The 26316-nt window shown below is 72.2% G+C and carries 23 protein-coding genes and 1 riboswitch; of the genes, 11 read left to right on the top strand and 12 right to left on the bottom strand.

The window, feature by feature from the left end:
- Positions 1-230: 230 nt before the first annotated feature.
- Entirely contained in the window at positions 231-1514 is a 1284-nt protein-coding gene (locus tag KME79_RS12480) for an ABC transporter ATP-binding protein (protein ID WP_148032432.1), read from the top strand.
- 84 nt (positions 1515-1598) lie between these two features.
- On the opposite strand, the gene KME79_RS12475 is transcribed toward KME79_RS12480, so the two are convergent.
- The 5 genes from KME79_RS12475 to KME79_RS12460 form a co-directional block, all read right to left on the bottom strand.
- Positions 1599-2783, bottom strand: a complete 1185-nt coding sequence (locus KME79_RS12475) for a type 1 glutamine amidotransferase family protein (RefSeq protein WP_219544561.1) — start codon at positions 2781-2783, stop codon at positions 1599-1601.
- Positions 2784-3270: 487 nt separating this feature from the next.
- On the bottom strand, positions 3271-4488 hold the full coding sequence (locus KME79_RS12470) for an acyltransferase family protein (protein WP_308248883.1): 1218 nt from the start codon (positions 4486-4488) through the stop codon (positions 3271-3273).
- A 113-nt stretch (positions 4489-4601) separates the two neighbouring features.
- Positions 4602-5204 carry an ACT domain-containing protein gene (locus KME79_RS12465; RefSeq protein ID WP_187281236.1) on the bottom strand — a complete coding sequence of 201 codons (603 nt, stop codon included), beginning with the start codon at positions 5202-5204 and terminating at the stop codon, positions 4602-4604.
- A 164-nt stretch (positions 5205-5368) separates the two neighbouring features.
- Positions 5369-5491: a hypothetical protein gene (locus KME79_RS46250; protein WP_281429356.1), complete on the bottom strand. Its 123-nt coding sequence runs from the start codon at positions 5489-5491 to the stop codon at positions 5369-5371.
- A complete protein-coding gene (locus KME79_RS12460; protein ID WP_219544559.1) occupies positions 5488-5652 on the bottom strand; it encodes a VOC family protein in 165 nt (54 codons plus the stop codon). The genes KME79_RS46250 and KME79_RS12460 overlap by 4 nt, the downstream gene beginning before the upstream one ends.
- A 177-nt stretch (positions 5653-5829) precedes the next feature.
- Between KME79_RS12460 and KME79_RS12455 the strand changes: the two genes are divergently transcribed.
- Positions 5830-6387: a hypothetical protein gene (locus tag KME79_RS12455; protein WP_148032436.1), complete on the top strand. Its 558-nt coding sequence runs from the start codon at positions 5830-5832 to the stop codon at positions 6385-6387.
- A gap of 2 nt (positions 6388-6389) precedes the next feature.
- On the opposite strand, the gene KME79_RS12450 is transcribed toward KME79_RS12455, so the two are convergent.
- Genes KME79_RS12450 through KME79_RS12430 form a run of 5 tightly spaced genes read right to left on the bottom strand, consistent with a single transcriptional unit; the run spans position 6390 to position 13163 of the window.
- Positions 6390-7646: a right-handed parallel beta-helix repeat-containing protein gene (locus tag KME79_RS12450; protein WP_246639715.1), complete on the bottom strand. Its 1257-nt coding sequence runs from the start codon at positions 7644-7646 to the stop codon at positions 6390-6392.
- A gap of 52 nt (positions 7647-7698) precedes the next feature.
- Positions 7699-9489 (bottom strand): glycoside hydrolase family 13 protein, encoded by a 1791-nt coding sequence (locus KME79_RS12445; RefSeq protein WP_219544558.1) that lies wholly within the window; start codon positions 9487-9489, stop codon positions 7699-7701.
- Between the two features lie 3 nt (positions 9490-9492).
- Complete coding sequence (locus KME79_RS12440) at positions 9493-10332, bottom strand: sugar ABC transporter permease (protein WP_219544557.1); 840 nt, start codon at positions 10330-10332, stop codon at positions 9493-9495.
- On the bottom strand, positions 10329-11897 hold the full coding sequence (locus KME79_RS12435) for an ABC transporter permease subunit (protein ID WP_219544556.1): 1569 nt from the start codon (positions 11895-11897) through the stop codon (positions 10329-10331). The genes KME79_RS12440 and KME79_RS12435 overlap by 4 nt, the downstream gene beginning before the upstream one ends.
- A 6-nt stretch (positions 11898-11903) precedes the next feature.
- A complete protein-coding gene (locus KME79_RS12430; protein WP_219544555.1) occupies positions 11904-13163 on the bottom strand; it encodes a sugar ABC transporter substrate-binding protein in 1260 nt (419 codons plus the stop codon).
- 329 nt (positions 13164-13492) lie between these two features.
- Between KME79_RS12430 and KME79_RS12425 the strand changes: the two genes are divergently transcribed.
- From KME79_RS12425 to KME79_RS12410, 4 genes are all read left to right on the top strand, one after another.
- On the top strand, positions 13493-14842 hold the full coding sequence (locus tag KME79_RS12425; protein WP_219544554.1) for a sensor histidine kinase: 1350 nt from the start codon (positions 13493-13495) through the stop codon (positions 14840-14842).
- A 98-nt stretch (positions 14843-14940) separates the two neighbouring features.
- The gene (locus KME79_RS12420; RefSeq protein WP_148032440.1) at positions 14941-16983 is read left to right on the top strand and encodes an N-acetylneuraminate synthase family protein; all 2043 of its coding nucleotides are present in this window, start codon (positions 14941-14943) and stop codon (positions 16981-16983) included.
- 5 nt (positions 16984-16988) lie between these two features.
- A complete protein-coding gene (locus KME79_RS46245) occupies positions 16989-17966 on the top strand; it encodes a glycosyltransferase family 2 protein (RefSeq protein ID WP_219544553.1) in 978 nt (325 codons plus the stop codon).
- Positions 17963-19246, top strand: a complete 1284-nt coding sequence (locus KME79_RS12410) for a polysialyltransferase family glycosyltransferase (protein ID WP_219544552.1) — start codon at positions 17963-17965, stop codon at positions 19244-19246. The genes KME79_RS46245 and KME79_RS12410 overlap by 4 nt, the downstream gene beginning before the upstream one ends.
- 37 nt (positions 19247-19283) lie before the next feature.
- Here KME79_RS12410 and KME79_RS12405 read toward each other — a convergent pair whose 3' ends face one another.
- Both KME79_RS12405 and KME79_RS12400 read right to left on the bottom strand, forming a co-directional pair.
- Positions 19284-20444 carry a DUF6716 putative glycosyltransferase gene (locus KME79_RS12405; protein WP_308248892.1) on the bottom strand — a complete coding sequence of 387 codons (1161 nt, stop codon included), beginning with the start codon at positions 20442-20444 and terminating at the stop codon, positions 19284-19286.
- 2 nt (positions 20445-20446) lie between these two features.
- A complete protein-coding gene (locus KME79_RS12400; RefSeq protein WP_219544550.1) occupies positions 20447-21400 on the bottom strand; it encodes a hypothetical protein in 954 nt (317 codons plus the stop codon).
- Between the two features lie 97 nt (positions 21401-21497).
- On the opposite strand from KME79_RS12400, the gene KME79_RS12395 reads away from it, so the two are divergent.
- The 5 genes from KME79_RS12395 to KME79_RS12375 all read left to right on the top strand — a co-directional run bounded on the left by KME79_RS12395 (position 21498) and on the right by KME79_RS12375 (position 26233).
- Positions 21498-22313, top strand: a complete 816-nt coding sequence (locus tag KME79_RS12395) for an aldo/keto reductase (RefSeq protein WP_219544549.1) — start codon at positions 21498-21500, stop codon at positions 22311-22313.
- Between the two features lie 48 nt (positions 22314-22361).
- Complete coding sequence (locus KME79_RS46910) at positions 22362-23318, top strand: Gfo/Idh/MocA family protein (protein ID WP_219544548.1); 957 nt, start codon at positions 22362-22364, stop codon at positions 23316-23318.
- Positions 23319-23432: 114 nt separating this feature from the next.
- Positions 23433-23570: riboswitch (cyclic di-AMP (ydaO/yuaA leader) on the top strand.
- A gap of 13 nt (positions 23571-23583) precedes the next feature.
- A complete protein-coding gene (locus KME79_RS12385; RefSeq protein WP_246639714.1) occupies positions 23584-24282 on the top strand; it encodes a CHAP domain-containing protein in 699 nt (232 codons plus the stop codon).
- A 93-nt stretch (positions 24283-24375) separates the two neighbouring features.
- Positions 24376-24807: a YciI family protein gene (locus KME79_RS12380; RefSeq protein WP_246639750.1), complete on the top strand. Its 432-nt coding sequence runs from the start codon at positions 24376-24378 to the stop codon at positions 24805-24807.
- A gap of 181 nt (positions 24808-24988) precedes the next feature.
- Positions 24989-26233, top strand: a complete 1245-nt coding sequence (locus tag KME79_RS12375; RefSeq protein ID WP_219544546.1) for an RNA polymerase sigma factor — start codon at positions 24989-24991, stop codon at positions 26231-26233.
- Positions 26234-26316 lie beyond the last annotated feature (83 nt).

The following is a 26316-nucleotide window of genomic DNA, read 5'->3' as shown; positions in this document are numbered from 1 at the left end:
AAGCCACCCCCCTGAGTCCCGACCATTGAAAGACCTTACCGCAAGTTTTCGCAAGCCCTTCCAACTAACACATTTCGGAAATAACGGCGTAAGGCACCCCAAAACTCTCGACCGAAACCAGGTATCAGCAGAACTTTTATGTCAAGGGTGGACATGCAGTGTTAATGCGCGATGTACTACCTCTTCAATCCGTCCCCGTCACAGGTGACACGCGCGCAAGGTGTGGGCCCATGAGCTCAGTCGTTCTCGACAACGTGACCAAGGTGTATCCAGGTGATTACCTGGCGGTCGACAAGCTGAGCCTTAGGGCCGAGGACGGCGAGTTCCTCGTCCTCCTCGGCCCGTCCGGTTGCGGCAAGTCCACACTGCTGCGCATGATCGCCGGCCTTGAGGACATCACCGAGGGCGAGCTCTGGCTCGACGGCCAGCTCGCCAACCACGTGGCCCCGCGCGACCGCGACGTGGCCATGGTGTTCCAGAGCGGCGCCCTCTACCCGCACCGGACCGTGCGCGGCAACATCGCCTTCCCCCTGGAGATCGCCAAGGCGGACCCGCAGATGGTGCGCGACCGCGTCACCGAGTTGTCCAAGGCCCTGCACATCGACGAGACCCTGGAGCGGCGGCCGGGAACGCTCTCCGGCGGCCAGCGCCAGCGGGTGGCCATGGGCCGCGCGATCGTCAGGCAGCCCAAGCTGTTCCTGATGGACGAGCCGCTGTCGAACCTGGACGCGGGGATGCGGACCGAGCTGCGCATGGAGATCTCCGCGCTGGTCAGGTCGCTCGGCATCACCACCATCTACGTGACGCACGACCAGGTGGAGGCGCTGACGCTGGCCGACCGCATCGCGATCCTGAACCGCGGCGTGCTGCAGGACGTCGGCACTCCGGCCCAGATTTACAACGATCCAGCGACCGCCTTCGTCGCCGCGTTCCTCAACTCCCAGCAGCTCAACCTGCTCTCGGCCAGCGTGCACACGCCGCAGAACCAGTTCGTCCTGTTGGACTTCGGCCCGCACCGGCTGTCCATCCCGTGGAGCGACCCGCGCGCGTACGCGATCTCGCAGCACACCGGCGGGCAGGTGCTGGTCGGCATGCGGCCGGACGGGCTGGCGCCGGTGCCGGAGTCGTACGACGGACCGGCCTTCTACGGACGGGTGCGCACGCTGGAGTATCACGGCCACGAGTGGATGGCCTACATCGAGTGCGGGGTGCCGGCCGTGCCGGTGCCCGAGCCGCCGGACCCGCGCGAGGGGCGCAACGGCCATCACGCCGCCTCGGGCGGGATCGGCGCGCTGATGCGGCGCATGTTCCCGCAGCGGGAGGAGGAGCCGCAGGAACAGGAGCAGGTCGGCCAGAACGTCGGCAACGGCGTGCACCGCCGCGCCGACCTGACGGTCCGGCTGGGCAACCGCCCGGTGTGGCGTACGGGCGACGCGGCCAAGGTGGGCGTGGACATGAGCCGGTTGATGATCTTCACCCCCGACGGCGCCCGCATCGACAAGCCGCGCCGCTAGCCACCGCACGTCGCCGCCTCCCTCGCCGGAGCCCTCGCAGACAGGTACGCGCCCGCGCGCCCCGGGGTTCGATCCCGCGATGGCTCACCGAGGGCGCGGCGGGGGCACGACCGACCAGCGCGGGCCGTCGGGGGTGTCTTCCACCAGCACGCCGCCCTCCAGCAGGGCCTCGCGCAGCGCGTCGGCCACCTCGTAGCGGCCCTGGGCGCGCAGCTCGCCGCGGAGCGCCAGGAGCGGGCCCATGACGGTGTGGACGCCCGCCGTGGCCGCCTGCTCGCCGAGCCGGGCGATCAGCAGCCGCATCAGCTCTCTGGCCTGGTCGACGCCGCCCGCGTCTTCCTCGGTGTCGGCCGCCCAGGAGACGATCTCGGCCTCCAGCTCCAGCACCGCGCGGGCGGCCGCCGCCAGGTCGGGCGCGGCCACCGCCGCGGCGAAGGCGCGCTCGGCGGCACTCATGGTCTCCTCCAGCGTCACCCCGGCCTGCCGGACCGCCGGCGGCGGGGCCGGGACGGGCGTGCCGGCGCCGCCCTCGGCCAGGCGGCGCAGCTCGGCGAGCCCGGTGCGGGTGCCCGCGGGCAGCACGGTGACCGAGCCGGGCAGCCGGACCGTGACGCCGCCGCGGCCCGCCACCTCGACGGCCTCCGTCTCCAGGTCGACGACGAGCGCGGTGTGCTCGTCGACGCCGAGCACGGCGGTGCCCGGCGGCAGCTCGCGCTCCATCCGCGACAGCCGCCGCTCCCCCAGGTAGCAGTAGCGGGTGTCGTGGGTGCCGCCCTCGGCGTTGTCGAAGTGGGGGATCAGCACGGCGTGCAGCCCGAGCGGCTCCAGCAGGTCGATGCCCTCGCGCCAGCAGGGCTCGGCGCCGACCTTGTAGATCTCGTACACCGGCACCGTCGCCAGGCCGGCCGTGCAGGCGGCGGCGGAGGCGAGCACGGTCACCCCGGACCGCGCCCGCACCCGGGCCCGCAGGTCGCCGGCCACGCCGGAGTGGGTCCAGCGGTCGAGCGCGTAGGTGGGGCTGCCCGGCCCGGAGAACACCCAGTCGGCGCCGGCGACGCCGGGCGCCACCTCGACGTCCAGGCCGACACTGCGGGCGAAGTAGCGGCGGGCGCGCGCGGAGATGTCGGCCGCGTTCTCCTGGAACGCGTACGGCGTGTCGAGCAGCACGGCCCGCGCCCCCGGCCGCAGCCGGCGCGCGGCGGCGCGGTGCACCTCCACCATGGTCGGGCTCGTCTCTCCCGATCCCATCAGCACGAGCAAGCCGGGCATGGGCCCTCCCCCTTCCGTCGTCCGCCTCCCGGCCACTACCGCAAGAGAGGCGACACACATGCGGGATTTACGTTATTGCGTATGATTGGCAGTAAGCTGCGGACGGTGACGGGAAGACACGTGGTCTGGGTCGAGACGCTCATGCTAAGGGCGGACGCCGACAGTTCGTGGGCTTACCGGCGCGCCGAGACGCGTCCGGAGCCCGGCGAGAGCCCCGACGAGGCCGCGCGCCGCGCCTGCGGGATCTCCGCCGGCGACCCGCTCACCGTCGTCCACTCCACGAGCTGGCGCCACCTGGCGGGCGGCGAGATCGTGCTCACCTACGCGGTGTGCCCCGACCCCGCGCCGTGGCTGCCCGCCGTCGCGCTGCCCCGGCTGGAGCTCGCCATGGGCTCGGCTCCCGCCCGGCCCTCGCCGGAGCGGGTGGAGGTGGCCCACGTGGCCGCGCACGCGGTCCGCCACCTGGCGTTCCTGATGGCGGAGGACCCTATCGTGCGGCGGACGTTGCTGAGGCATCCTCTGCTGGCCCCCGCGCTGGAACGGTGGACGACCTCGACCGCGCGATCCGCCGGCCCAGCTCCTGCATGGGCCGCTCCACGAAGCGGTACGTGAACGCGCTCACCAGCACCACCATCGTCAGCGCCAGCGCCGTCATGGCGAGCTGGTAGGGCAGCGGCTCCGCCCGGAGATCGCCGGACACCCAGGTGAAGTACCTCAGCAGCGGGTGGTGCACCAGATAGAGCGAGTAGCTGACGAGCCCCAGCCAGACGAGCACCCGGGGCACCCGCCGCCCGCGCAGCGCCATGCCCGCCGCGAACGTGGCGGCCACGAGCACGATCGTGGTGATCCAGATGTCGGGCTGGACCCACCACCACCCGGCCATGATCGCCCAGAACGGCACGCAGGCGACCGCCACGAGCGTGACCGCCACCGGCCACAACCGGCCCTCGCCCCGCTCCCAGCGGTAGATCGCGGTCCCGGCGAACATCAGCGCCAGCACCGCCACCCCCACCCACGGCACCCGGCTGCCCAGCACCAGCAGCGTCAGCGCCATCACGCCCAGCACGGCCGCGGCCGTCCGGCGGAACCGCCCGGTGATCAGGCAGACGAGGCCGGTCGCGAACACCGCGCACGACACGTACGCGACCCAGCCGCCGGTCAGCACCCCCCGCGTCATCAGCACCCCGGTCGCCACCGCCCCGGCCGCGAACAGCATCGCCAGCAGCCCGCTGCGGTGGTGCAGCCGGACCATGAACAGGGCCGTGACCATCAGGTAGAACACCATCTCGTACGAGAGCGTCCACATGGTGTCGGCGACCCCGGCCACGTCCACGACGTCGAGCAGCATGGTGGCGTGGCCGGCGACCGACGCCCAGTCGCGCTCGACCGCCTCGCGGACCGGCACCCACCAGTGGAGCGCGACCACCAGCAGGCCGACGGCCAGGAAGAGCGGGTAGAGGCGGAACACGCGGCTGAGCCAGAACGTGCGCACGTCGCCGTGGCGCTCCAGCGACGCCGGGATGATGTAGCCGCTGACCAGGAAGAACACGAAGATCCCGTACACGCCGAGATGGAACCACTGCGGGCGCACGGAAGGCAGGAACCACGGGGTCATGTGCTCGGCGACCACGGCCAGCGCGCCGATGCCACGCAGCGCGTCCAGCCACGCCAGGCGTGGCTGGGCCGGAGCGGAGGCTTCTGACACCCGCCCAAACCTACCCGTACCCATAGGAGAAATGCTCGGCGATCAACAACAACCCCGAAATCTTCTCCCGAAAGCCACAGTCCTCCCATCCCGGACGAACTACCGGGTCCGCCTCAGACGCGGGCGGCCAGGGCGGAGACGACGTCCACGATGCGCACGGCCCGTTCCAGCTCGGCGCGGTGGAACCCGGGCCCGTCGGCCCGGGCCACGAGCAGGTGGAGCTGGTACGCGGTCATGGGCAGCAGCATGAGCCGCACCTTCTCGCCGTCCAGCGTGGCGGCGCGCGGCGGCGGCTCGGGCAGGTCGACGAGTTCGGGCGCGGCGATGGAGCTGTGGACCACCGAGCCGCCGGCGTAGGCCACCGACCATTCCGCGCCGCACAGGCCGGGCAGCGCGTCCACCAGCGTGGCGAGGCCGCGCGACGGCTCGGCCGCGACGTGCATGAGCAGGTCGTAGTCGGGCGCGGAGCCGGGGACCTCGCGGGTCGGCCACACGCCCTCCACCCGCACGCCGGGCACGGCGGAGAACCGCTCCCGCACCTCGTCCGCGCCCGCCGGGCCCGGCCAGGACACGACGAAGTCGTCCACCGCCCTGCCCATCTCACGTTCGAGCACGGTGACCTGGAGGATGTCGGCGCCCAGCGTGCCCAGCACCTTGGCGACCTGGCCGAGCCCTCCCGGCCGGTCGGCTAGCGACACCCTCAGTCGCAGCAGCATTGCCCCTCCCCTTTTCCGAGGCTTTCACAGTGCCGCGGAGAGGTTTCCGGCATGTTCCACGGATATGTCACGCTTGCTGCGCTTAATCCCAGCATGCAGCTTCCATACCGGTTCACGCCGCCAAGAACCGGGCAAGACTGACCGCGTATTGCGCCAAGCCGCCGTCAGGCGCGCTCCTGCAGCACCCGGCCGTCGCCGTCGAGGTCGTCGAAGAACACGAGTTCCAGCGGCCGCCCCGCCCCTTCGGCGAACGTGCCGTCCCGCTCGTAGTGCTTGACCGCGCTCACACGGAGCGGCCCGAGCCGGGCGGCGTCAGCCGGACCACCCGCGTCTCCTCGTTCACCCGCGAGTCGTGGTCCACGGTGAACCCCGGCCGCTCGCTGGAGGACCCCTTGGCCTTCTCCACGTCGGCGACGGGGATGGGGACGACTTCGATCTTCCAGCCCATGGGTCTCTCTCTCGTCGCTTTCACAGGAAGCGTCGTGCGGATCGCGCCCGTTTCGACACCACCGCAGGGTCGCGGATAGGTAATCATTGATCTCGGTCACGAGGGTGGCCTGAGAACGGTTGCAGAGAGCGCGGTACGGTGAGGCGCAGAGGATGGCCTGGATGGCTGCATGTCGGCGTGCTGGAGCACAGGCTGACGCGGATGTGGGAGCCGGGGACGCTGCCGCCGCCGGAGTCACTCGTGGCCGTCATGACGCTCGCGGCGGTGCCGCGCGCCCTGGGCGCCCGCCTGGCCGACCACCTCGACGGCGGCCTGGTGGTGGGCCCCGGCTCCGTTCCTGACCTGCCGGCCTTCGAGAAGCTGCGCGCCATCCCGCTGCCGCAGCAGGAGGGCACGTGGGAGCGGAGCGCCGGTGTCTACGACCCGGTCCTGCGCCGCATCGCGGTCGGCAGCGTGCCCTCGCCGTCGGTCAACGTGTGCGGTCACGAGCTGGGCCACGCCATCGACCACTCCGACGGCCGGCCCTCGGCCGACCGCTGGTGGACCTTCCTGCACGCGCTGCGCCGGCCGCGGCTGGAGTCGCCGTACCGGCAGGACGTGTCGGAGCTGTTCGCGGAGAGCTTCGCGTGCGTGCTGACCCGCCGCACCGGCAGGCTGATCACCCTGCTGGGCGGCGACGAGCCCGCCGCCCGCCAGGTCTACGACTGGATGTCGAGCCGTTACGGCATCGGCTGACGTTACTGGTAGGCGCCCGCGTGGCGGGTGGAGGAGGGCAGCGGCTTGCCGGTGATGTCCTTGGCCAGCGCGGCGCCGCCGAACCACGACGGGCCGAGGCGGACCGCGCGGCCACGGGCCGGCGACGAGGGCGCCAGGCGCAGGTTGGTCCGCGAGACGAAGCGCGGGTCGGCCATGACGGAGCCGGAGCCGAGCTTGAACTCGGCCTTGCGCGCCTTGTAAACACTGCTCGCCTCGTCGGCGCCCTTGGCGTCCTCGTAGCCGGCCGTGCCGCCCACCACGATGACGTTGTTGCGCAGCTTCAGGATCGACGGGGAGCAGCCGTCGTGGCAGGACCAGCCGATGGTGTCGCGGGCCGGCATGTAGACGGAGTTGTGCACGGCCGTGGTGCCCTTGACCGGGCCGACGACGTGGCGGGCGCCGCGGGTGACGAGGAAGGAGCCGGTCTTCAGCGAGGAGGTGACGACGTTGAAGGCGAACACGTTGCCCGTGGCGGTGTCGCCCTTCTTGGCGCCGAGCTCGCTGAAGGTGTTGTTGTCGTGGGTGCGGTTGTGGGTGATCCGGTTGCGGTTGCCACCGAAGATCTCGATGGCGGCGCCGTCGACGCCGTAGTCGTAGCTCTTGGCGTGGCTGCCGGTGATCGTGTTGCCGGTGACGAGGTTGTCGTCGCCGTTGAGCAGGATGCCGAAGGCGCCGGAGTCGTTGTCGCCGCCCTTGTCGTTGACGCTCATCCGGTTGTTCCTGGTGAAGGTGCTGTCCTTGATCGTGTTGCGGGACCCGCTGGGGGTGACGGTCGCGCCGGTCACGTTGCGGTCGGCCTGCACCTTGGACAGCACGTTGTGGTCGCCCTTGATCTCGAACCCCGCCCAGGCGCAGTTGCTGGCGCGCAGGCCGCTGATGCGCCAGTGGTCGCCGGAGACGACCACGCAGTTGGCGTCCCGGCCGCCGATCCTGGGCAGCGCGCCCTTGCCGTAGGCCTTGACGGTGATGGGCGATCGGGCGGTGCCCTTCGCGGCGAGCACGAGCGAGCCGGTGAAGCTGCTGCCCCGCTTGACGGCGACGGTGTCGCCGGGCTTGAGGTCGGCGGCGTTGACCGCGTCGAGCGACCGCCACGCCCGGTCGGCGGCGGTGCCGTCGGCGGCGTCGTCACCCGCCTTGGAGTCCACGTAGTAGGTGGTGCCGGCGTGGGCGGCCGCCTGGGCCGGCAGCGGCAGGGCGGGCAGGAGCGAAGCCAGGACGGCCACGGACAGCAACCTCATCGGGCACACCTATAACTCGATCAACTCTGACGGGGCGGCCCCAACCGTAGCGTCATCGGCCGATGACCCGCCACACGGACAGCGACGGTCCATCACCTGTTCCGTCATTCGTGTCGCCGCCGTTATGGACGAGGTCGGCGTGGGCGGGCAGGGCCAGCGGAGCCCCCGGCGCGCGGCGGGCGCACACGAGCAGCGTCTCCTCGTACGTCTCGCGTGCGAACACCAGGCAGTCGGCGTCGGCGTGCAGCCAGCGCAGCCCGCCGTGGCGCAGCGCGGGTTCGCGGCGGCGCAGCCCGAGCAGGTCGCGGTAGGCGGCGAGGGTGGCCGGGTCCCGGTCGGCGGGGCGGTTCCAGGGCATGGGGGTGCGGGAGTGCTCGCCGTTGACGCCGGTGAGGCCGAACTCGCTGCCGGCGAACACCATGGGCGTGCCGGGCAGCGTGGCCTGCAGGCCGAGCGCGACGAGGTGGCGCTCGCGCGAGCCGGTGACGGTGCGGATCCGCGGCGTGTCGTGCGAGTCGAGCAGCTGCCAGGAGTGCACGAGCGAGCGCCACGACAGGTGCGAGGCGAAGGACCGCAGCGTGGCCAGGACGGCGAGGCCGTCGCGGCGGGGCACGCCGCCGGGCACGCCGAGGAAGTGCTCCAGGCCGAGCGTGCCGGCGCGCAGCCAGGACCAGACGGGGCGGGTGAAGCCGCCGTAGTTCATCGTGCCGTGCCAGCCGTCGCGGTCCAGGTCGGACGAGGCGTCGTGGTTGTGCTCGGCGACGAACGCGGCGCCGGGCGGCAGGGCGCGGCGCAGCAGGGCCGCGGCCTCGTGGTTGTGGTCGTCGGCGCCGAACCGGCCGGTCATGTTGGCCACGTCCACCCGCCAGCCGTCGAACGGCCCGGTCCAGCGGGTGAGCACCTGGCGCATGCGGTCGCGGACGAGCGGGCTGCCCCAGTTGAGCTTGGGCAGCGACTTGAAGCCCCACCAGGACTCGTAGTCGCCGGTGTCGGGGTCGAAGTAGTACATGTCCCGTTCGGGGGCGCGCACGTCGGAGACGGCGGCGGTGAACCAGGCGTGGGCGTCGCCGGTGTGGTTGGCGGTGATGTCGCCGAGCAGCCGCATGCCGCGCCCGTGCAGCGCGTCCGCCAGCCGGCGCAGCGCGGCGTCGCCGCCGAGCAGGGGGTCGACGCGGTCGAAGTCGGCGGCGTCGTAGCGGTGGTTGGAGCGGGCCGGGAAGATCGGGGTCAGGTAGACGGTGTCGGCGCCGAGGCTCTCGATGTGGCCGAGGTGGCGGACGACGCCGTCGAGGTCGCCGCCGTAGAACTGCTCGGCGGTGCCGGGGCCGCTGGGGATGACCGGGTCGCGGTCCCAGTCGCGGGGCAGCGCCCATGCCGGGGCCGGGTCCGGCATGGGGCCCGAGCGGGCGAACCGGTCGGGGAAGATCTGGTAGACGATCGAGCCGGCCATCCACGCGGGGGGCGGCTCGTGGCAGACCAGGCGGAAGTCCCCGGAGTCGGGCACGTCGTGCGCGAACAGCCCGGCGGCGGTCAGCCACGCCTGGCCGCCGGTGGTCTCCAGCAGGAAGCGGTAGCGGGTGACCGGGTTCACCGGGGTGACCTCGGCCCGCCACCAGTCGTCGCCGGCACCGTACCCGCCGACGGGGCGGCCGGTCCTGGCGGGGTCGGGCGCGGCGCGGGCGTAGCGGGGCTCGCCGTCGTGGACGGCGCGCACGTGCGCGGCGGTGACCCCGGCGGCGCGCGGGGCGCGCAGCCAGAGCGTCACCGGGGCGCCGGGCTCGGGCGCCTGCGTGGAGACGTACAGCGGGGAGCCGTCGTGGTGCGGCAGATCCAGGAAGCGCATGAGTCACCCCTTGACGGCGCCGGAGGTGAGTCCGGAGACGATGTACTTCTGCAGCCAGAGGAAGACGCTGACGGTCGGGATCGCGGTGAGCAGCGTGGCGGCGGCGAACATGCCGAAGTTCTCGTTGCGCCGGTCGCCGGCGATCATCCCGTACATGCCCACGGCGAGCGTCTTGCTCTCCGGGTCGCGCAGGAAGACGTTCGCCATGAGGAACTCGCTCATGGTGGTGATGAACGCCAGCAGCGCGGTGACCGCGAGGATCGGCGTGACCAGCGGCATGATGACCTTCCAGAAGACCTGCGCGTGCGTGGCGCCGTCCACGGTGGCGGCCTCGTCGAGCTCCTTCGGCACGGTGTCCAGGAAGCCCTTCATCAGCCAGGTGTTCACGCCGAGCGCGCCGCCCAGGTAGAGCAGCATGAGCCCCCACACGGTGTCGAAGCCGAACGCCGGGTACAGCTCGGTCACCCTGGTGAAGATCATGAAGATCGTCACGATGGCCAGGAACTGCGGGAACATCTGGATGAGCAGCAGCGCCAGCAGCCCGACCCGGCGCCCGGCGAAGCGCATCCGGCTGAAGGCGTAGGCGGCGAACATCGACAGCAGCAGGCTGGCGAACGACGACAGCAGCGCGATGAACACCGAGTTGAAGAACCACCGGCCGAACGGGTAGACGTCCGAGGTCATCAGCTCGCCGAAGTTGGCCAGGCCGGCTCCGGTCGGCAGCAGCTCGGTCGAGGCGAGGGTGCCCAGCGGGTTGATCGCCGCGGAGACGACGAACAGGATGGGGAAGATCGCGAACGCGCACACGGCGAGCACGAACGCGTGCCTGAGCGCCAGCTTCACGCGTACACCTCCTCCTGCTTGCGGGTACGGCGGAACGCCACGGCAGAGACGATCGCCACGATGGCGAAGATGAACACCGAGATCGCGGCCGCGAAGCCGAACTGCGCGCCGCCGGTGCCGAAGGCCAGCCTGAACGTGTAGGTGATGAGCAGGTCGGTGCCGCCCACCTGCGGGTTCTCGGGCGGGAACGGCCCGCCCTCGGTGGTGAGCTGGATGGCGTTGAAGTTGTTGAAGTTGTACGCGAACGACGAGATGAGCAGCGGCGTCAGCGCCACCAGCAGCAGCGGCAGCGTCACCCGCCGGAACGCCTTCCACGGGGTGGCCCCGTCGATGGCGGCGGCCTCGGTCAGCTCCCGCGGGATCGCCTGCAGCGCCCCGGTCGTGACCAGGAACATGTACGGGAAGCCCAGCCACAGGTTGACCAGGACGACGGCGAGCCGGGCGGTGGTCACCTCGCCGAGCCAGTCCACGTTCAGCCCGAGCATCTGGTTGACCAGCCCGAAGTCGCGGTTGAACATGTCACGCCAGACCAGCAGCATCGCGAACGACGGCATGGCGTACGGCAGGATGAGCGCGATCCGGTAGGCCTTGGTGCCGCGCATGCGCGGGTGGTGCAGGGCCAGCGCGACGGCCATGCCGAGCCCGAACGTGCCGGCGACGGAAGCCAGCGCGAAGACCGCGTTCCAGCCGAACACCCCGAGGAAGTAGCCGGAGATCGTGGGGTTGGTCAGCACCCTGGCGAAGTTGGCCAGGCCGACGTTGACCTGCCAGCCCTGGGCCAGGTGCTCGCCGGCGGCGTTGACGAAGTAGCCCTGCGACCCGTCGGCGCGCCACGGGCCGCCCTCGCCCCGCATGCAGTCGCAGCCCGCGTCGTAGACGAGCGCCGCCCTGCCCTCGACGGCGCGGCTGAGCCCGTTGGCCTTGACGGCCCCGCCGTCGGTGGGCACGGTCAGCGCGGCGATCTCCTCGCCGCGGGCGGCGGCCTGCGGCGCGGTCAGGACGGTGACGCCGGGCGCGCGCAGCACCTTGCCGGTGACGCCGACCTCGGCGCCGGGCAGCGGCGACAGCCCGCCCGCGTCGCCGAGCCGGACCTGCTTGGTGGCGGGGTCGACAAGCAGGAAGACCAGCTCGCCGCCGCGCAGCGCGGTGGTGAGCTGGTACTCGGGCGAACCGGGCGCCTGCCGTACGGAGCCGCGCTCGATGGCGGTGATCGCCGCCGCCTTGTCACCGCGGTGGCCGTCGCCGAAGTTGGTGAAGGCGGTGGTCACCGTGTAGAGCACCGGGAACACCTGGAAGGCGATGAGGAAGACGGTGCCGGGGACGAGATACTTGGCCGGGACGTACCGCCGGGTCAGGTAGAGGTAGCCGATGACGGCGGTGGCCCCGAGCAGCACGGCCAGCCCGATCCAGGACCCGGTGGCGACCAGCGGCGGCGCGGCGTAGAGCAGGATCGCGGCGGCGACGGCGAGCACCGCGATCCTGCTCACCACGAAGGCGGTGGTGATGTTGCGGCGGGGCCGCGGAGCCTGTGACGCCTCCACGGTCTCGCGCACGTCGGGCGGCATGGGGCGTCAGTTCTTGAGCGAGCCGTCGATGGTCTTCTGCGCGGCGGCGGCCGCCTTGGCCGGGTCGCCGCCCTTGACCACGCCCGCCTCGGCGATGCCGAACGGCTCCCACACGGCCTGCATCTCCGGGATGGCGGGCATCGGCATGCCGTCCTTGCCCGCGTCCATGAACTTGCCGGCGTCGGCGTCGGCCGCCTTGACCTCCTCCAGGGCGGCGGTCAGCGCCGGGGGCCGGGGGTCGGCGTCGTACAGCGCCTTGGCGACGTCCTTGTTGGTCACGTAGTTGGTGACGAACTCCTGGGCGAGCGTCTTGTTCTGGCCCTTGGCCGCGACGAAGAACGACTGGACGCCGACGAACGGGGTGGCGGGCTCGCCGCCCTCGAACGACGGGACGGGCGTGATGTCGTAGCCGAAGCCGCCCTTCTTGACGTCGGTCATGGCCCACGGGCCGGAGATGAGGAAGGCGCACTTCTTCCCGGCGAAGCTGGGGATGTAGTTCTCGTTGGTGATCGACGTCTTGAGCGCGCCGTCGCCCTTCTCCCCCAGCTCGCGCAGCTTCCCGAAGGCCTTGACCGAGCCCTCGGAGCCGACCAGCACCTGCTTGGGGTCGGGGTCGCCGGCCGGGGTGGAGCCGAACAGCTTGCCGCCGCCGGCGGCGAACAGCGGGTAGACGTGGAAGGCGTCGCCCTTCTGGGCCACGGGCAGGCAGAGGATCTCCTGGACCTTGCCGTCGTCCTTGAGCTTCTTGCCGGTCGCCACCATGTCCTCGATCGTGGCGGGCGCGTCGGGGGCCAGGTCGGTGTTGCGGATCAGGGCGATGTTCTCGACGGCGTACGGGGCGCCGTAGATCTGGCCGTCGAAGGTGACCGCCTTGATCGCGATGTCGGAGAACGCCGCCTTCTGCTCCTCGGTCAGGTTGACCGGCTCGATGGCGCCGTTCTGCACCAGGTTGCCGATCCAGTCGTGCGCGCCGACCATGACGTCGGGGCCGCTGCCCTGCTGGGAGGCGGTCAGGAAGGTCTGCTGGTTGTCCTTGCTGATCTCCTTCACCTCGACGGTCACGCCGTTCTCGGTGCCGAACTGATCGGCGAAGGGGGTGAGGGCCTTGACCCGGTTAGGGTCGGCCCAGATGACGAGGTTGCCCGACGCGGGGGCGGCCGAGGCGGACTCGCTCGGCGCCGCGGAGGGGGCAGCGGGGTCGGAGCCGCCACAGGCGGTTAAGGCCAGCGTCGCGAGAGCGGCCACGCCCAGGGCTCGCTTGCTCATGAGACCTCCCGAAAGATCAGTGATCGACCGCTTTCGCGGCTCTTGTTTCCGGGACGTTAGCTGGATTTTGCAATTTTTGGAAGATTTTGCAAGAGGGCGTTACCCGATCCTCATCCACAGGCATTCCGGGGAGGCTCAACCTCCAGCGTCCGGCCGGTGTGCAAGTTTCGGCAAGCTTGCATACCCACCCGGCGGAAGCCGGCGGGGTCCCACCCGATTCTCCCGCGCCGGCCGGTGCGGGCCCGCCTTTGATGAGGATCGGGAGCATTTGACCTTTCTTTCCCTCGGCGCGGCAGTCCGCGAAGACTACGGTCGGTAGCGTCGGTGAGGTGCGCCTGTGGGCCCGATCCCTGCGGGGACGCGTCACCATCATCGCCACGGTCGTCGCCGCGCTCGTGCTCACCCCCGTGGCGATCGCGGGCGTCCTCATCACCCGCCATCTGATCGCACAGGCGACCTGGGACTCCACGGGAGACACCGCCGCCCGCATCGCCGCCCGGGTGCGCGGCGGCGAGCTGGGCGCCGGCCACGGGCTGCCGGTGCTCGACAGCGACGTCGACCTGATCCAGCTGGTCGCGCACGACGGCCGGATCCTCGCGGCGAGCGACGCGGCCAGGAAACTGCCGATGCTGAGCGGCGTGCGGCCGCGGCCGGGCGGCCGGGACGTCGACGTCACCGCTTGCCTGCCCGCCATGTGTATGCATATCACCGTGATGCGGGCCGGCCTGACCGCCGAGGCGCCGATCGTCTACGCGGCGCGGCGCACCCCGCCCCTGCTCTCCACCCGGAGCATGGAGATCAGCGCGGCCGTCCAGCTCGCCGCGATCCTCGCGCTCACCGCCTGGGCGACCTGGGTGGTCACCGGCTCGGCCCTGCGCCCGGTGGCGCGGATGCGGCGGGAGCTGGACCACATCACCGCCCGCGACCTGAGCCGCCGGGTGACGGAGCCGCCGGGTGACGACGAGGTGGCGCAGCTCGCCCGCTCCGTCAACGGCACCCTGGCCCGCCTGGAACGCGCCGGGCTGCAGCAGCGCCAGTTCGCCGCCGACGCCTCGCACGAGCTGCGCACCCCGATCGCCGGGCTGCGCGCCCAGCTGGAGAGCGCCCAGCTCTACCCGGACGAGGCCGACGTGCGGACGCTGGTGAAGTCCGCGCTGCGCGACACCGCCCGGCTGGAGGCCATCATCACCGACCTGCTGCTGCTGGCCAGGATCGGCTCCGGCGAGGACGCCGCCGCCAGGGAGCAGGTGGACCTGGCCGAGCTGGTCCGCCAGGAGCTCGCCAGGCGCACGGACAGGGTCCCGGTGAGGACCGAGCTCGCCGAGGGCGTCACCGTGCACGGCGTCCGGCTCCAGCTGGCCAGGGTGCTGACGAACCTGCTGGACAACGCCCAGCGGCACGCCGAGAAGCAGGTGTCCGTCGAGGTGCGGCGGCAGGACGGCCAGGCCGTGCTCTGCGTGGAGAACGACGGCGCGCCGATCGCCGTCGGCGACCGCAAGCGCATCTTCGAGCGGTTCACCCGGCTGGACGCCGCCCGCAGCCGGGACGCGGGCGGCACCGGGCTGGGCCTGGCGATCGCCCGCGACGTGGCGCTCGCGCACGGCGGGCAGATCCGGGTGGAGGACAGCCCGCACGGCGCCAGGTTCGTGCTGCGCCTGCCGGCCACCTGGCCCGGGTGACGCAACCCGATGCCCCCGGAAAGTTAAGAACGGGGACGCTGCCAGTTCAACCAGCGCCTCTAGCTTCTGGATGCAACCCGGAGGATAGAGGAGATACGTTGCGAGTCCTGGCCGTAGTTCCCGCCCGTGGAGGTTCGGCGGGCGTACCACTGAAGAACCTCGCCCCCGTCGGGGGCACCCCGCTCGTGGCCCGCGCGGTCCGCGCGTGCCTGCAGGCCGAGCTGGTGGACGAGGTGGTGGTGAGCACCGATCATCCGGGCATCGCCGAGGCCGCCGAGCGGGCGGGCGCGCGGGTGGTGGAGCGGCCGGCCGAGCTGAGCGGCGCCACGGCCTCCAGCGAGTCGGCCGTGCTGCACGCCCTCGACGCCCTGGGCGAGGACCCCGAGGTCGTCGTGCTCGTGCAGTGCACGAGCGCGTTCATCGATCCCGCCGACCTGTCGGCGGCCGTGCGCCGGGTGCTCGACGGCGAGGCCGACGCGGTCTTCTCCGGTACGCCGACGCACGAGTTCCTGTGGACCCCGGCCGGCGCGGGCGTCAACCACGACCCGGCGTCCCGGCCGCGCAGGCAGGACATGGAGCCGCAGTTCCGCGAGACCGGCGCCTTCTACGTGATGCGCGCGGCGGGGTTCCGCGAGCGCGGTCACCGCTTCTTCGGCGACGTGGCCGTGCAGGCGGTGCCGGCCCGGCACGCGGTCGAGGTGGACACGCCCGAGGACCTGGAGATCGTGCGGGCGCTGGCCCCGTTCGTGGACGCGCCCGAGCCGATCGACGTGGACGCGGTCATCACCGACTTCGACGGCGTGCACACCGACGACCGCGCCTACGTCGACTCCGAGGGCCGCGAGATGGTGCTGGTCAGCCGCTCGGACGGGATGGGCGTGTCGCTGCTGCGCCGCGCCGGGGTGAAGGTGCTGGTCATGTCGACCGAGCACAACCCGGTGGTGGCGGCCAGGGCGCGCAAGCTCGGCGTGCCGGTGCTGCAGGGCCTGGCCGACAAGCGGACGGTGCTGCGCGACTGGCTCGCCATCGAGAACCTCGACCCGGCCCGCGTGGCGTACGTCGGCAACGACGTCAACGACCTGGGCCCGATGGCCGAGGTGGGCTGGCCGGTCGCGGTGCCGGACGCGCACCCGCGGGTGCGCGCCGCGGCCCGGGTGGTGCTGACCAGGGCGGGCGGCGACGGCGCGGTGCGCGAGCTGTGCGACCGGGTGGTCGCGGCCCGGCCGGTCCCGGAGGAGCCGGCTCCGGCCGCGCCGCCGCGGCTCAGGTTCCGCCCGGTGTCCATCGGGGACGTGCCGGTCGGCGACGGCGAGCCGGTGTACGTGATCGGCGAGATCGGCATCAACCACAACGGCGACCTCGACATCGCCCGCCGGCTCATCGACGTGGCGGCCGACGCCGGCTGCCAGGCGGTGAAGTTCCAGAAGCGCACCCCGGCCATCTGCGTGCCCGAGGCGCAGAAAGGGCAGATCCGGCAGACGCCGTGGGGCGAGATGACGTACCTGGAGTACAAGGAGCGCACCGAGTTCGGCGCCGACGAGTACCGGCAGATCGCCGAGTACTGCGACGAGCGTGGCCTGCACTGGTTCGCCTCCCCGTGGGACGTGCCGTCGGTGGAGTTCCTGGAGGACATGGACGTCCTGACGCACAAGGTGGCCTCGGCCGGCGTCGCCGACCACCAGCTGCTGCGCGCGCTGGCCGCCACCGGCAAGCCGATCATCCTGTCGACCGGGATGTCCACGCTGCGGGAGATCGACGAGGCCGTGGAGATCCTCGGCACCGACAAGCTGATCATGATGCACGCGACGTCCACGTACCCGCTGCCTCCCGAGGAGGCCAACCTGCGCACGATCACCACCCTCAAGGAGCGGTACGGGGTGCCGGTCGGCTACTCGGGGCATGAGCGGGGCCTGCAGATCTCGCTGGCCGCGGTGACGCTCGGCGCGGTCTGCGTGGAGCGGCACATCACCCTCGACCGCACCATGTGGGGCTCCGACCACGCCGCCTCGCTGGAGCCGTCGGGCCTGGAGCACCTGGTGCGCGACATCCGGATCATCGAGCAGGCCATGGGCGACGGCGTCAAGCGGGTCTTCCCCGGCGAGGAGGCCCCGAAGGCGCGGCTGCGCCGGATCACCGTCTGACCTCGGTGATCACCCTCTCGGTCATCGTGCCGGTCCGCGACGGCGAGCGCTTCATCTCCGACGCGCTCGCCTCGCTGGCCCGCAACTTCCGGCCCGGCTTCGAGTTCGTCGTGGTCGACGACGGGTCGGTGGACGGCACCGCCGCCGTCGTCGAGGACTTCCGCGCCGACCTGCCCGGACTCGCCGTGATCCGCAACCCCGAGCCGCTCGGGCTGGCGGACGCGCGCAACGCCGGGCTTTCGGCCGTCTCCGGCCGGTACGTCACGTTCCTGGACGGCGACGACTGGCTGGCTCCCGGCTACCTGGCGCGGCTGGTCGCGGTCATCGACGGGCTCGGCTGCGACTTCGTACGCGCCGACCACGTCCAGGTCGAGGGCCGCAAGCGGGTCGTGCACCGGGCTCCCGCGGCGCGGCGGGGCGCGGTGCTCGACCCGCGCGGGGCGATCCTGCCGGCGGGCGCGCGCACGATGGTGGACTACCCGTACGCCTGGGCGGGCGTCTACCGGCGGTCGCTGGGTGACCTGCTGCGCTTCCCCTCCGGGCTGCACACCGCCGAGGACCGGCCGTGGATCTGGCGGCTGCACCGGGAGGCGGTGACGTTCGCCGCGGTGTCGATGGCGGGCGTGTTCTACCGGCGGCAGGTGGCCGGCTCGCTCACCCAGGTGGGCGACGAGCGGCAGCTGCACTTCTTCGACGCGTTCGAGCTGGTCTTCGCGGACCTGGAGGAGAAGTACCTGCCGAAGGCGGTGCGCAACTTCTGCGGCCTGCTCGCCCACCACCTGGAGCTCGCCGGCCGGTTCCCGCCGGAGCTGCGGGCCCGGTTCACCGAGCGCGGCGCGCGGATGGCGCAGGCGCTGCCGCGCGAGCTGGTGGCGGAGGCCGCGGCGGCGATGCCGGCCGAGCGTTCGGCCGTGCTGCGCGAGCTGCTGCCCGGCCTGCCCGTCCCGGCCCGCGGGCCGCGCCCCGATGGGGAGGATTCATGACGAGCCACCCGACGACGGTCTTCTACGCCTCGACGCTGTTCGGCGCGATGTCGCTGGCGGCGGGCATCGACGCCGGCCTGTTCGGGGACGGCCGCAGAGTGCTGCTGGTGTCCTCGAACACGCCGGTCCCCGAGGTCTCCACGCCGCTGGACGCGACGCCGGGCTTCGCCGCACTCGCCTCCCGGTTCGACGAGGTGCGCTCGTGGAACGAGCTGATCGCCCCGCTGCATCCGGCGGAGTGGCGGCCCAGGATCGTCGAGGCGCCGATGCTGGAGCGGCTGGTCCGCTCCCACCTGCGGCTGGACGTGGTCGACGAGCTGGTGGTCGAGTCGATCGCGGTCGCGCCCGCCCGCACGATCGCCGGGCTGGTCCGCGACTGCCCGATCACCGTCTACTCCGACGGGCTGATGAGCTACGGACCGACCCGTGACCCGCTGCCCGCCGAGATCTTCCACCGCGTCACCCGCCTGCTCCACCTCGACCTGGTGCCTGGGCTGGCGCCGCTGCTGCTGAGCGAGTACGGGGTGCCGGCCGTGAGGCTGCCGGAGGAGCCGTTCCTGTCGGTCGTCCGCGAGGTTGCCACGACCGCGCCGGCCATGGCGGGCGGCCAGGCGATGATCCTCGGGCAGTACCTGTCGGCGCTCGGCGTCGTCACCCCCGAGGAGGAGGCCGGGCTGCACGAGGCGATGCTGCGCGGCCTGGCCGCCCGCGGCTACACGGGCGTGCTGTTCAAGCCGCATCCCTCGGCGGGGCGTGAGCACGCCCGGCTGCTGCGCGCCGCCGCCGGGCCGCTCGGCGTCCAGGTGACGGTGGCCGGGGAGAGCGTGCCCGCCGAGGTCTGCTTCGCCACGCTCCGGCCGGAGCTGGTGGTGGGCTGCTTCTCCACCGCCCTGGTGACGGCGCGCCGCCACTACGGGCTGCGCGCCGTCTCCCACGGCACCGGCCTGGTGCTGGAGCGGCTGACCCCGTACGAGAACAGCAACCGGATCCCGGCCACGATCGTGGACGCGCTGCTCCCCCGGCTGTCGGAGGACGGCTTCGTCGACGAGCCGCCCGCGGCCGACCTGCCGGAGCTGGTCCGCGCGGTGGGCTACTGCATGCAGGCCGAGGCGTACCCGGACCTGCGGCCCGACGGCTTCTCCTTCGACGCCCGCTACTTCAAGCGCAGGCGCCTGGAGGCCCTGGGCCTCCTCGACAAGCCCGAAAAGCCCGGCAAGCCCGAGCAGCCCCCGCCGGGCCCGCTGGACCGCCTGCGCAGAAAACTCCGAACCACCCGCTGACCCCGCTCCACCTGCGGCGACCTCCGCGCCGTCCGCGTCAGGTCAGGACTTTGAGGTAGCGGCGGACGCGTCGCTTGGCGCGGTAGCCGGCGCGCAGCATGTTCGGCGGCACCTCGACCCGCAGCCGGGCGCGGCGGCGGGCGGCGGCGTGCTCGGGGCCGTCCAGCAGGGACGCGGCCGGCACCCGGGACCGGGAGAGCACCAGCCCGGTCAGCAGCCCGGTCCAGTCGCCCCGCTCGTCCGGGTGGAAGTAGTTGGCCGCGCACCACTGCGGGTCCGCCTGCCGGAAGCCGCCCTCGGCCAGGTCGTCGAGCGTGCCGAGCAGGCCGCTGTCCTCGAACACCAGGTTGATCATCTCCGCGTTCACCCCGAAGTCGCTCAGCACCAGCGACGGCACGCCCATGGCGATGGCCTCCAGCGCCGCCGTGGAGCTGACGGTGACGAACCCGGCCGCCCGGGAGAGCTGGTCCTGCATCGACCCGGCGGCGAACCGCAGCCGGCCCGGCTCGCCCAGCTCCCGCCAGAGCTTCTGGTAGTGGTGGCGCTCGCGGTGGGTCTGCCGCTCGCCTTCGAGCGCGCGCAGCTTGACCACGACGTCCAGGCCGGGCTCGCGGACGGCCAGCTCGGCCAGCGCGAGCAGGATCCGCTCGCGGTCCTCGCGCGCCTTCGGCACCTTGGCCTGGGTGGCGAAGACCACCCGGTCGCCGCCGGACCGCTCCTGCCGGGGCCGCAGGAACGGCAGCCTGGCCAGGCCGACCGCCCCTCCCCCGCCGAGCCGGGCCGCGATGGCCGCGAACTCGGCAACCTCGCGCTCGCTGTGCACCACGAACAGGTCGCAGCCGCTGCGGAACAGCCACGCCTTCTCCGTCGCGGGCACCGAGATGCCGGGCAGCCCGGTGGCGAACACCGGCCGCGGGCGCAGCCCGTCCAGCACGCCGGACACCAGCACGTCCACGACCGGACCCGTGCAGGACACCAGGATCACGTCGGGCCTGGACCGTTCCGCCAGGCGGCGCAGCACGCGGGCGCTCAGCACCGGCGGCGCGGGCCGGTCCCCCACGGCGGCGGCGATCTGCTCGGCCGACGGCGCGATCGGGGTGCGCACCACCACCAGTTCGGTGTCACAGCCGTCCGGCAGGTCCTGGAGCAGGCAGGCCGCCCACTTCAGGTACGAGTCGGAGTCGGCCACCGCCAGCACTCTCAACCGGTCACTCCTGTCACTCCTGTCAGATGCGAGCGCAGCGCGGGGGCCGCCCTGCTCGTCCACCAGTCGTCGGGCACGTCCACCGGCTCCACCGCCACTCCGCGCGGGCCGAGCAGCACCCGCAGCGAGGAGATCGCGGTCGACGGCAGGCTGACCACCCGCTGGCCCGGGTCGAGGCCGCGCAGCGTCAGCTCGGCGGGCGCGCCGCCGTCGTGCACGGTGATGCCGGGCCGCTCGCGGATGACCGCGACGTCGACCGGGTCCTCCCGCCGGTGCGGGTAGTACGCGAGCGGCTCCTCGGCCGCCAGGTCGGTCAGCCAGCGCAGGTAGCGCTCGCGGTGCACCAGCCCGTTGCGCACCAGCGAGGTGCCGAGCACGACCGTCCGCTCGGCGGGCCCCGGCTCGCTGGGCGGCTGGCCGCGCAGCCACACGAACTCGTGCCGCACCAGGTCGACGCCCGCCCGGCGGACCGCCTCCGCCAGGTGTGGCGGGACGGGCAGCGCGGTGAAGACCGTGACCCCGCCCGCGCGCAGCCTGATCGCGGCGGCCAGCCCGAGCGCCGCGCGCAGCGCGCCCGGCTGGGCGCGGGCCCGCAGCAGCGGCCGGTACGGTTTCGCGGCGAGCAGTTCCAGCAGCCGGATCGTGGCCATGCCGTCGTCCACCACGACGACCCTGCCGGGGAAGGCGGCCAGCCAGCGCAGCTGCACCCGGCCGGAGAAGGCGTCGCCGACGGCGGCCGGCCGGCGCGGCATGCGCTCGCTCGGCTCGGCCAGCTCCAACCCGGCGGGCAGGTCGAGGCCGCGCAGCTCGCGCCCGGTCGCCTTGAGCGCACGCAGCCGCGCCCGCGGCACCACGGTGGTGGCCGGGCCGAGCAGCCCCGCGTGATGGGCCTCGACGGCGCACAGCATCTGGAGCGGGGATTCCACCCAGGCCGACGCCTGTTTGACCACGTTTGCTCTCCCAGCCAGGTGATGGCCCGTTCACGACCGCTTCAAGCTAGCCCGGGCGGCTTAAGCCGTGCGGAACGAGACGTGAACAATGGGAAGTATGAACTCGCTACGGCTTTACAGAGACGGTGTCGAGATCCCGCAACTCGGCCTCGGCGTCTGGAAGGTGACCGACGACGAGGCGGAGCGGACCGTGCTGACCGCGCTCGAGGCCGGCTACCGCCACATCGACACGGCCACGCTCTACCGCAACGAGGAGGGCGTCGGCCGGGCCGTGCGCGCCTCCGGCATCCCGCGCGAGAAGCTCTTCGTCACCACCAAGCTGTGGAACTCCGACCACGACCGGGTGGAGCGGGCCTTCGACGAGAGCCTGGCCAGGCTCGGCCTCGACCACGTCGACCTCTACCTGATCCACTGGCCGGCGCCGAAGCAGAACAAGTACGTCCAGGCCTGGCGCGGCCTGGAGAAGATCTACCGGGACGGCCGGGCCAGGGCCATCGGCGTGTCCAACTTCACGGTCGGCACGCTCACCCGGCTCATGGACGAGACCGACATCGTCCCCAGCATCAACCAGATCGAGCTGCACCCGTACTTCCAGCAGCACGAGATGCGCGAGTTCCACGACAAGAACGGGATCCTCACCGAGGCGTGGAGCCCGCTCGGCTCCGGCCGGGGCCTGCTGGAGGACCCGGCGCTGGCGGTGCTGTCGGACAAGCACAACCGCACGCCCGCGCAGATCGTGCTGCGCTGGCACATCCAGATCGGCAACGTGGTGATCCCGAAGTCGGTCACCCCGTCGCGGATCAAGGAGAACATCGACGTGTTCGACTTCATCCTGGACCGCGAGGACATGGCCGCGATCGGGGCGATGAACGCCGGCCGCCGCCTCGGGCTCGACCCCGAGACCAGCGGGTGAATGAGCTTCACATATCGCTTTCGCGGATGAATCTGTACGATCTTCCGCGTGCGTGACTTATCGTGGGGCATCGCGGCGACCGGCGGCATCGCCAGGACAGTGGGCGCCGTCATCGCCGCCGAGCCGGGGATGAGGGTGGCCGCGGTCGGCTCCCGCGACCTGGGCCGGGCCAAGGCGCTGGCCGCGACGCTGGGCGCCGAGTCCGCCCACGGCTCCTACGCCGAGCTGTGCGCCGATCCGGCCGTGGACGCCGTCTACGTCGCCACCCCGCACGCCCAGCACCTGGAGGTGGCCGAGGCGGCCATCGCGGCGGGCAAGGCCGTGCTGTGCGAGAAGCCGCTCGCCGCCACCACGGCCGACGCCGAGCGGATGGTCCGGCTGGCCCGCGAGGCCGGGGTCTTCCTCATGGAAGCGATGTGGATGCGGTTCAACCCCCTGATCCGCATGCTCGCCGGCGACGGGCGTTTCGGCGAGATCCGCTCGGTGCGCGCCTCGTTCGGCTTCGCGCACCCGTACGATCCCGCGCACCGGCTCTGGGCGCCGGAGCTGGGCGGCGGCGCCCTGCTCGACCTGGGCATCTACCCCATGGGGCTGGCCCAGTTGTTCCTGGGGCTGCCGGAGAGCACGCACCTCACCGGGTCGCTGTCCCCGGGCGGCGTCGACGCCGAGGCGGGCGGGCTGATGAGCTATCCGGGCGGCAGGCGGGCGCTGGTGGAGTGCTCGCTGCTCGGCGCCTACTCCAACGACGCCACCGTCGTCGGCACCGGGATGCGGGCCGACATCGACGCCCCGTTCTGGGCTCCGCGGCGGGTCGTGCTCAGCGGGCCGGGGATGGAGCCGGAGGAGCACGTGCTCGACGATCCGGCGGACAACGGGTACGCGGGCGAGCTGCGCGAGGTCCGCGACTGCCTGGCGCGGGGTCGTACCGAGAGCGCGATCATGCCGCTTGACGAGAGCCTTGCCATCATGCGGGTTCTGGCGGAGGCGCGGGCGCAGATCCGCTAGCCGCGGCTTTGAAGACTTGCCAGTTTCTTGCCAGATGCGTTACTTTACTCCGCATTCACGGTAGACGTCCGGTTTGTCCGGTCGTGTCCGAGAACACCGTCGTATCGCAGGATCGTCCTGCGACCGCTGAATCCGCCTTGCGCGGAACCGGGGACCCACTTCTTCCGGGGTGAATCGGCGCCTCGCGCGCCGTAGGGCAGCTTCCACGCCCGAACCCGTCAGCTAACCCGGTAAGCGGCATGGAAGCAAGGAGTACATCCCCTCGATGGTCATGCATCGCCTCCCCCGTGTCACCAAACCGCATTACGTCCGCGCCGCCCTCGGCGCCACCTTCGTCGCCTGCTTCATGGGCTCCGCCCTCCCCGCCCACGCCGACCCGGTCAACGGAGACGATCTCTCGCTGACGGCCCAGGCGGAGACCGGCCAGACCGCCTCCCAGGAGGCGAAGCCCGCAGAGAAGGACAGGATCGACGTCACCGCAGCCCAGGTGCTCGCCCTGGCCAGGGAGCAGATCGGCATCAGGGAGAACGCGCGGGGCGGCGGCACGAAGTTCCAGGAGTGGTACGCGAACTCGCAGCGCGCCCAGGAGACCATCGCCCGTGACGGCGGCCACCCCGCCGCCTACCTGAACGCCCCCTGGTGCGCGATGTTCGTCTCCTGGGTCGGCGAGCAGACCGGCGCCCGCGCGCAGGTGGGCTGGGACGCCTACACGGTGACGCACGCGCGGTGGTTCCAGAACAACGGCCGCTGGGGCACCCTGGCCAAGCCGGGCGCCGTGGTCTTCTTCGCCTGGAACGGCAGCAAGAGCCTCGGCTCCATCCAGCACGTCGGCTTCGTGGTCAAGGACAACCGCGACGGGACGATCTCCACGATCGAGGGCAACACCGGCAACGGGCTCGTCGAGGAGCGCATCCGTCCCAAGTCTCAGGTCGTCGGCTACGGCTACCCCGAGTACGCCGCCTGATTGTCCGGAAGAATCCCTGAGGTGTCGATGCGGGCGCCGCTCGTTCGACGCGTCGGCGAGACCGGGATTCGAAGGAGAAGCACCGTGAAGTTCATGATCATCGGAAAGGGCGGCGCCGAGACCGAGGCGGGCGTCATGCCAAGCCGGCAGCTCGTCGACGACATGATGGCCTACAACGAGTCGCTGGCCAAGGCCGGAGTCCTGCTGGCGGCGGAAGGGCTGGCCCCCAGCTCCCGCGCCGCCCGCATCGCCTACGGCCCCGGCAAGCCCAAGGTCATCGACGGGCCCTTCGCGGAGACCAAGGAGATCATCGCCGGCTTCTGCCTGATCCAGGTCAAGTCCCGCGAAGAGGCCGTCGAATGGGCCCTGCGCGTCCCCGTCCCCGAGGGCGGCGAGGGCGTCGGCCTGGAGCTCTGGGAGGTCTTCGACGCGGCCGACATGCCGGAGACCTCCCTCACTCCGGAGACCGCCGAGCGCGACAAAGCCCTCCGCGAGTCCCTGGAGACCAACCCCCCGAACGCCTGACGACAGCCCCAGGGCGCCCCCCGGACGCCTGCCGAAAACGCGCCACCCATGCCCCGCATGCGTGCCGCCCTCAACCAGGGCGGCACGCCCGCCGTGGACGACCGTCCGCCGCGGTTTCTCGCTTCCTGCGCTGAGGTGAGCGCCGGGCATGTCCCGGACGGGGTGACCATACGATGGGCCCGTGACAGCTTCGGAGACGCATGGGGCCATCGAGGCCGTGTGGCGGATCGAGGCGGCGCGGCTGATCGCCGGGCTGGCCCGGCTGGTGCGCGACGTCGGCCTGGCCGAGGAGCTGGCACAGGACGCGCTGGTCGCGGCGCTGGAGCAGTGGCCCCGCGAGGGCGTGCCACGCAATCCGGGCGCCTGGCTGATGACCGTGGCCAAGCGCCGGGGCGTCGACCTGATCCGCCGCAGGGAACGCTACGAGCGCAAGCTCGCCGAGATCGGCCGCGCCCTGGAGGACGACCCCGGGCAGGAGCCGCCCGGCCCCGAGGAGATCGAGGACGACCTGCTGCGGCTGGTGTTCACCGCGTGCCATCCGGTGCTGTCCACCGAGGCCCGGGTCGCGCTGACGCTGCGGGTGCTGGGCGGCCTGTCCACCGACGAGATCGCGCGCGCGTTCCTGACGCCCGAGCCGACGGTGGCGCAGCGGATCGTCCGCGCGAAGCGGACCCTGGCCACGCGGAAGGTGCCGTTCGAGGTCCCCGCGGGCGAGGCGCTGGCCGGACGGCTGTCGTCCGTGCTGGAGGTCATCTACCTGATCTTCAACGAGGGCTACTCGGCCACCGCCGGCGACGACTGGATGCGGCCCGGCCTCTGCGAGGACGCGCTGCGCCTGGGCCGGGTGCTGGCCGGGCTGATGCCGAAGGAGCCCGAGGTGTTCGGCCTGGTGGCGCTCATGGAGATCCAGGCGTCCCGCTCGGGCGCCAGGCTGGGCCCGTCCGGCGAGCCGATCCTGCTGCTGGAGCAGAACCGCGCCCGGTGGGACCGGCTGCTCATCCGCCGCGGCCTGGCCGCGCTGGAGCGGGCCGAGGAGCTGACAGACACCATGGGCCCGTACACGCTCCAGGCCGCCATCGCGGCCTGCCACGCTCGCGCGTTCACGCCCGGGGAGACCGACTGGGTCCGCATCGCCGACCTGTACGCGCGGCTCGCGGCCCTGTCGGGCTCGCCGGTGGTCGAGCTCAACCGCGCGGTGGCCCTGGCCATGGCGTACGGCCCCGAGGTGGGCCTGGAGCTGGTCGACCAGATCGCCGGCGAGCCGGCCATGCGGGACTACCACCTGCTGCCGGGCGTACGCGGCGACCTGCTGTTCAAACTGGGCCGGCTCGGCGAGGCCCGCGCCGAGTTCGAGCGCGCGGCCGCGCTGACCCGCAACGAGCGCGAACGCGTTCTCATGGAGGCGCGGGCCGCGGCCTGCCGGTGAGACGCCTCTGGTTCTGGTGCGCTTTTGTGCCGGTGTGCGGGAGAAACGGTGCCCGTGGGATGGGAGCGCTCCCAAGTAGCGCT

The organism is Nonomuraea harbinensis (assembly GCF_019396385.1).
GTDB classification, from domain to species: Bacteria; Actinomycetota; Actinomycetes; order Streptosporangiales; family Streptosporangiaceae; genus Nonomuraea; species Nonomuraea ferruginea.
This window is presented reverse-complemented; position numbering and strand designations above follow the sequence as displayed.

Bases quoted from the DNA above. Each gene is read 5' to 3' on its own strand.
- KME79_RS12480 (WP_148032432.1), top strand. From the start codon at position 231: ATGAGCTCAGTCGTTCTCGACAACGTGACCAAGGTGTATCCAGGTGAT.
- KME79_RS12475 (WP_219544561.1), bottom strand. From the start codon at position 2,783: ATGCCCGGCTTGCTCGTGCTGATGGGATCGGGAGAGACGAGCCCGACC.
- KME79_RS12465 (WP_187281236.1), bottom strand. From the start codon at position 5,204: ATGCTGCTGCGACTGAGGGTGTCGCTAGCCGACCGGCCGGGAGGGCTC.
- KME79_RS12460 (WP_219544559.1), bottom strand. From the start codon at position 5,652: ATGGGCTGGAAGATCGAAGTCGTCCCCATCCCCGTCGCCGACGTGGAG.
- KME79_RS12450 (WP_246639715.1), bottom strand. From the start codon at position 7,646: ATGAGGTTGCTGTCCGTGGCCGTCCTGGCTTCGCTCCTGCCCGCCCTG.
- KME79_RS12445 (WP_219544558.1), bottom strand. From the start codon at position 9,489: ATGCGCTTCCTGGATCTGCCGCACCACGACGGCTCCCCGCTGTACGTC.
- KME79_RS12435 (WP_219544556.1), bottom strand. From the start codon at position 11,897: ATGCCGCCCGACGTGCGCGAGACCGTGGAGGCGTCACAGGCTCCGCGG.
- KME79_RS12430 (WP_219544555.1), bottom strand. From the start codon at position 13,163: ATGAGCAAGCGAGCCCTGGGCGTGGCCGCTCTCGCGACGCTGGCCTTA.
- KME79_RS12410 (WP_219544552.1), top strand. From the start codon at position 17,963: ATGACGAGCCACCCGACGACGGTCTTCTACGCCTCGACGCTGTTCGGC.
- KME79_RS12395 (WP_219544549.1), top strand. From the start codon at position 21,498: ATGAACTCGCTACGGCTTTACAGAGACGGTGTCGAGATCCCGCAACTC.
- KME79_RS12385 (WP_246639714.1), top strand. From the start codon at position 23,584: ATGGTCATGCATCGCCTCCCCCGTGTCACCAAACCGCATTACGTCCGC.
- KME79_RS12380 (WP_246639750.1), top strand. From the start codon at position 24,376: ATGATCATCGGAAAGGGCGGCGCCGAGACCGAGGCGGGCGTCATGCCA.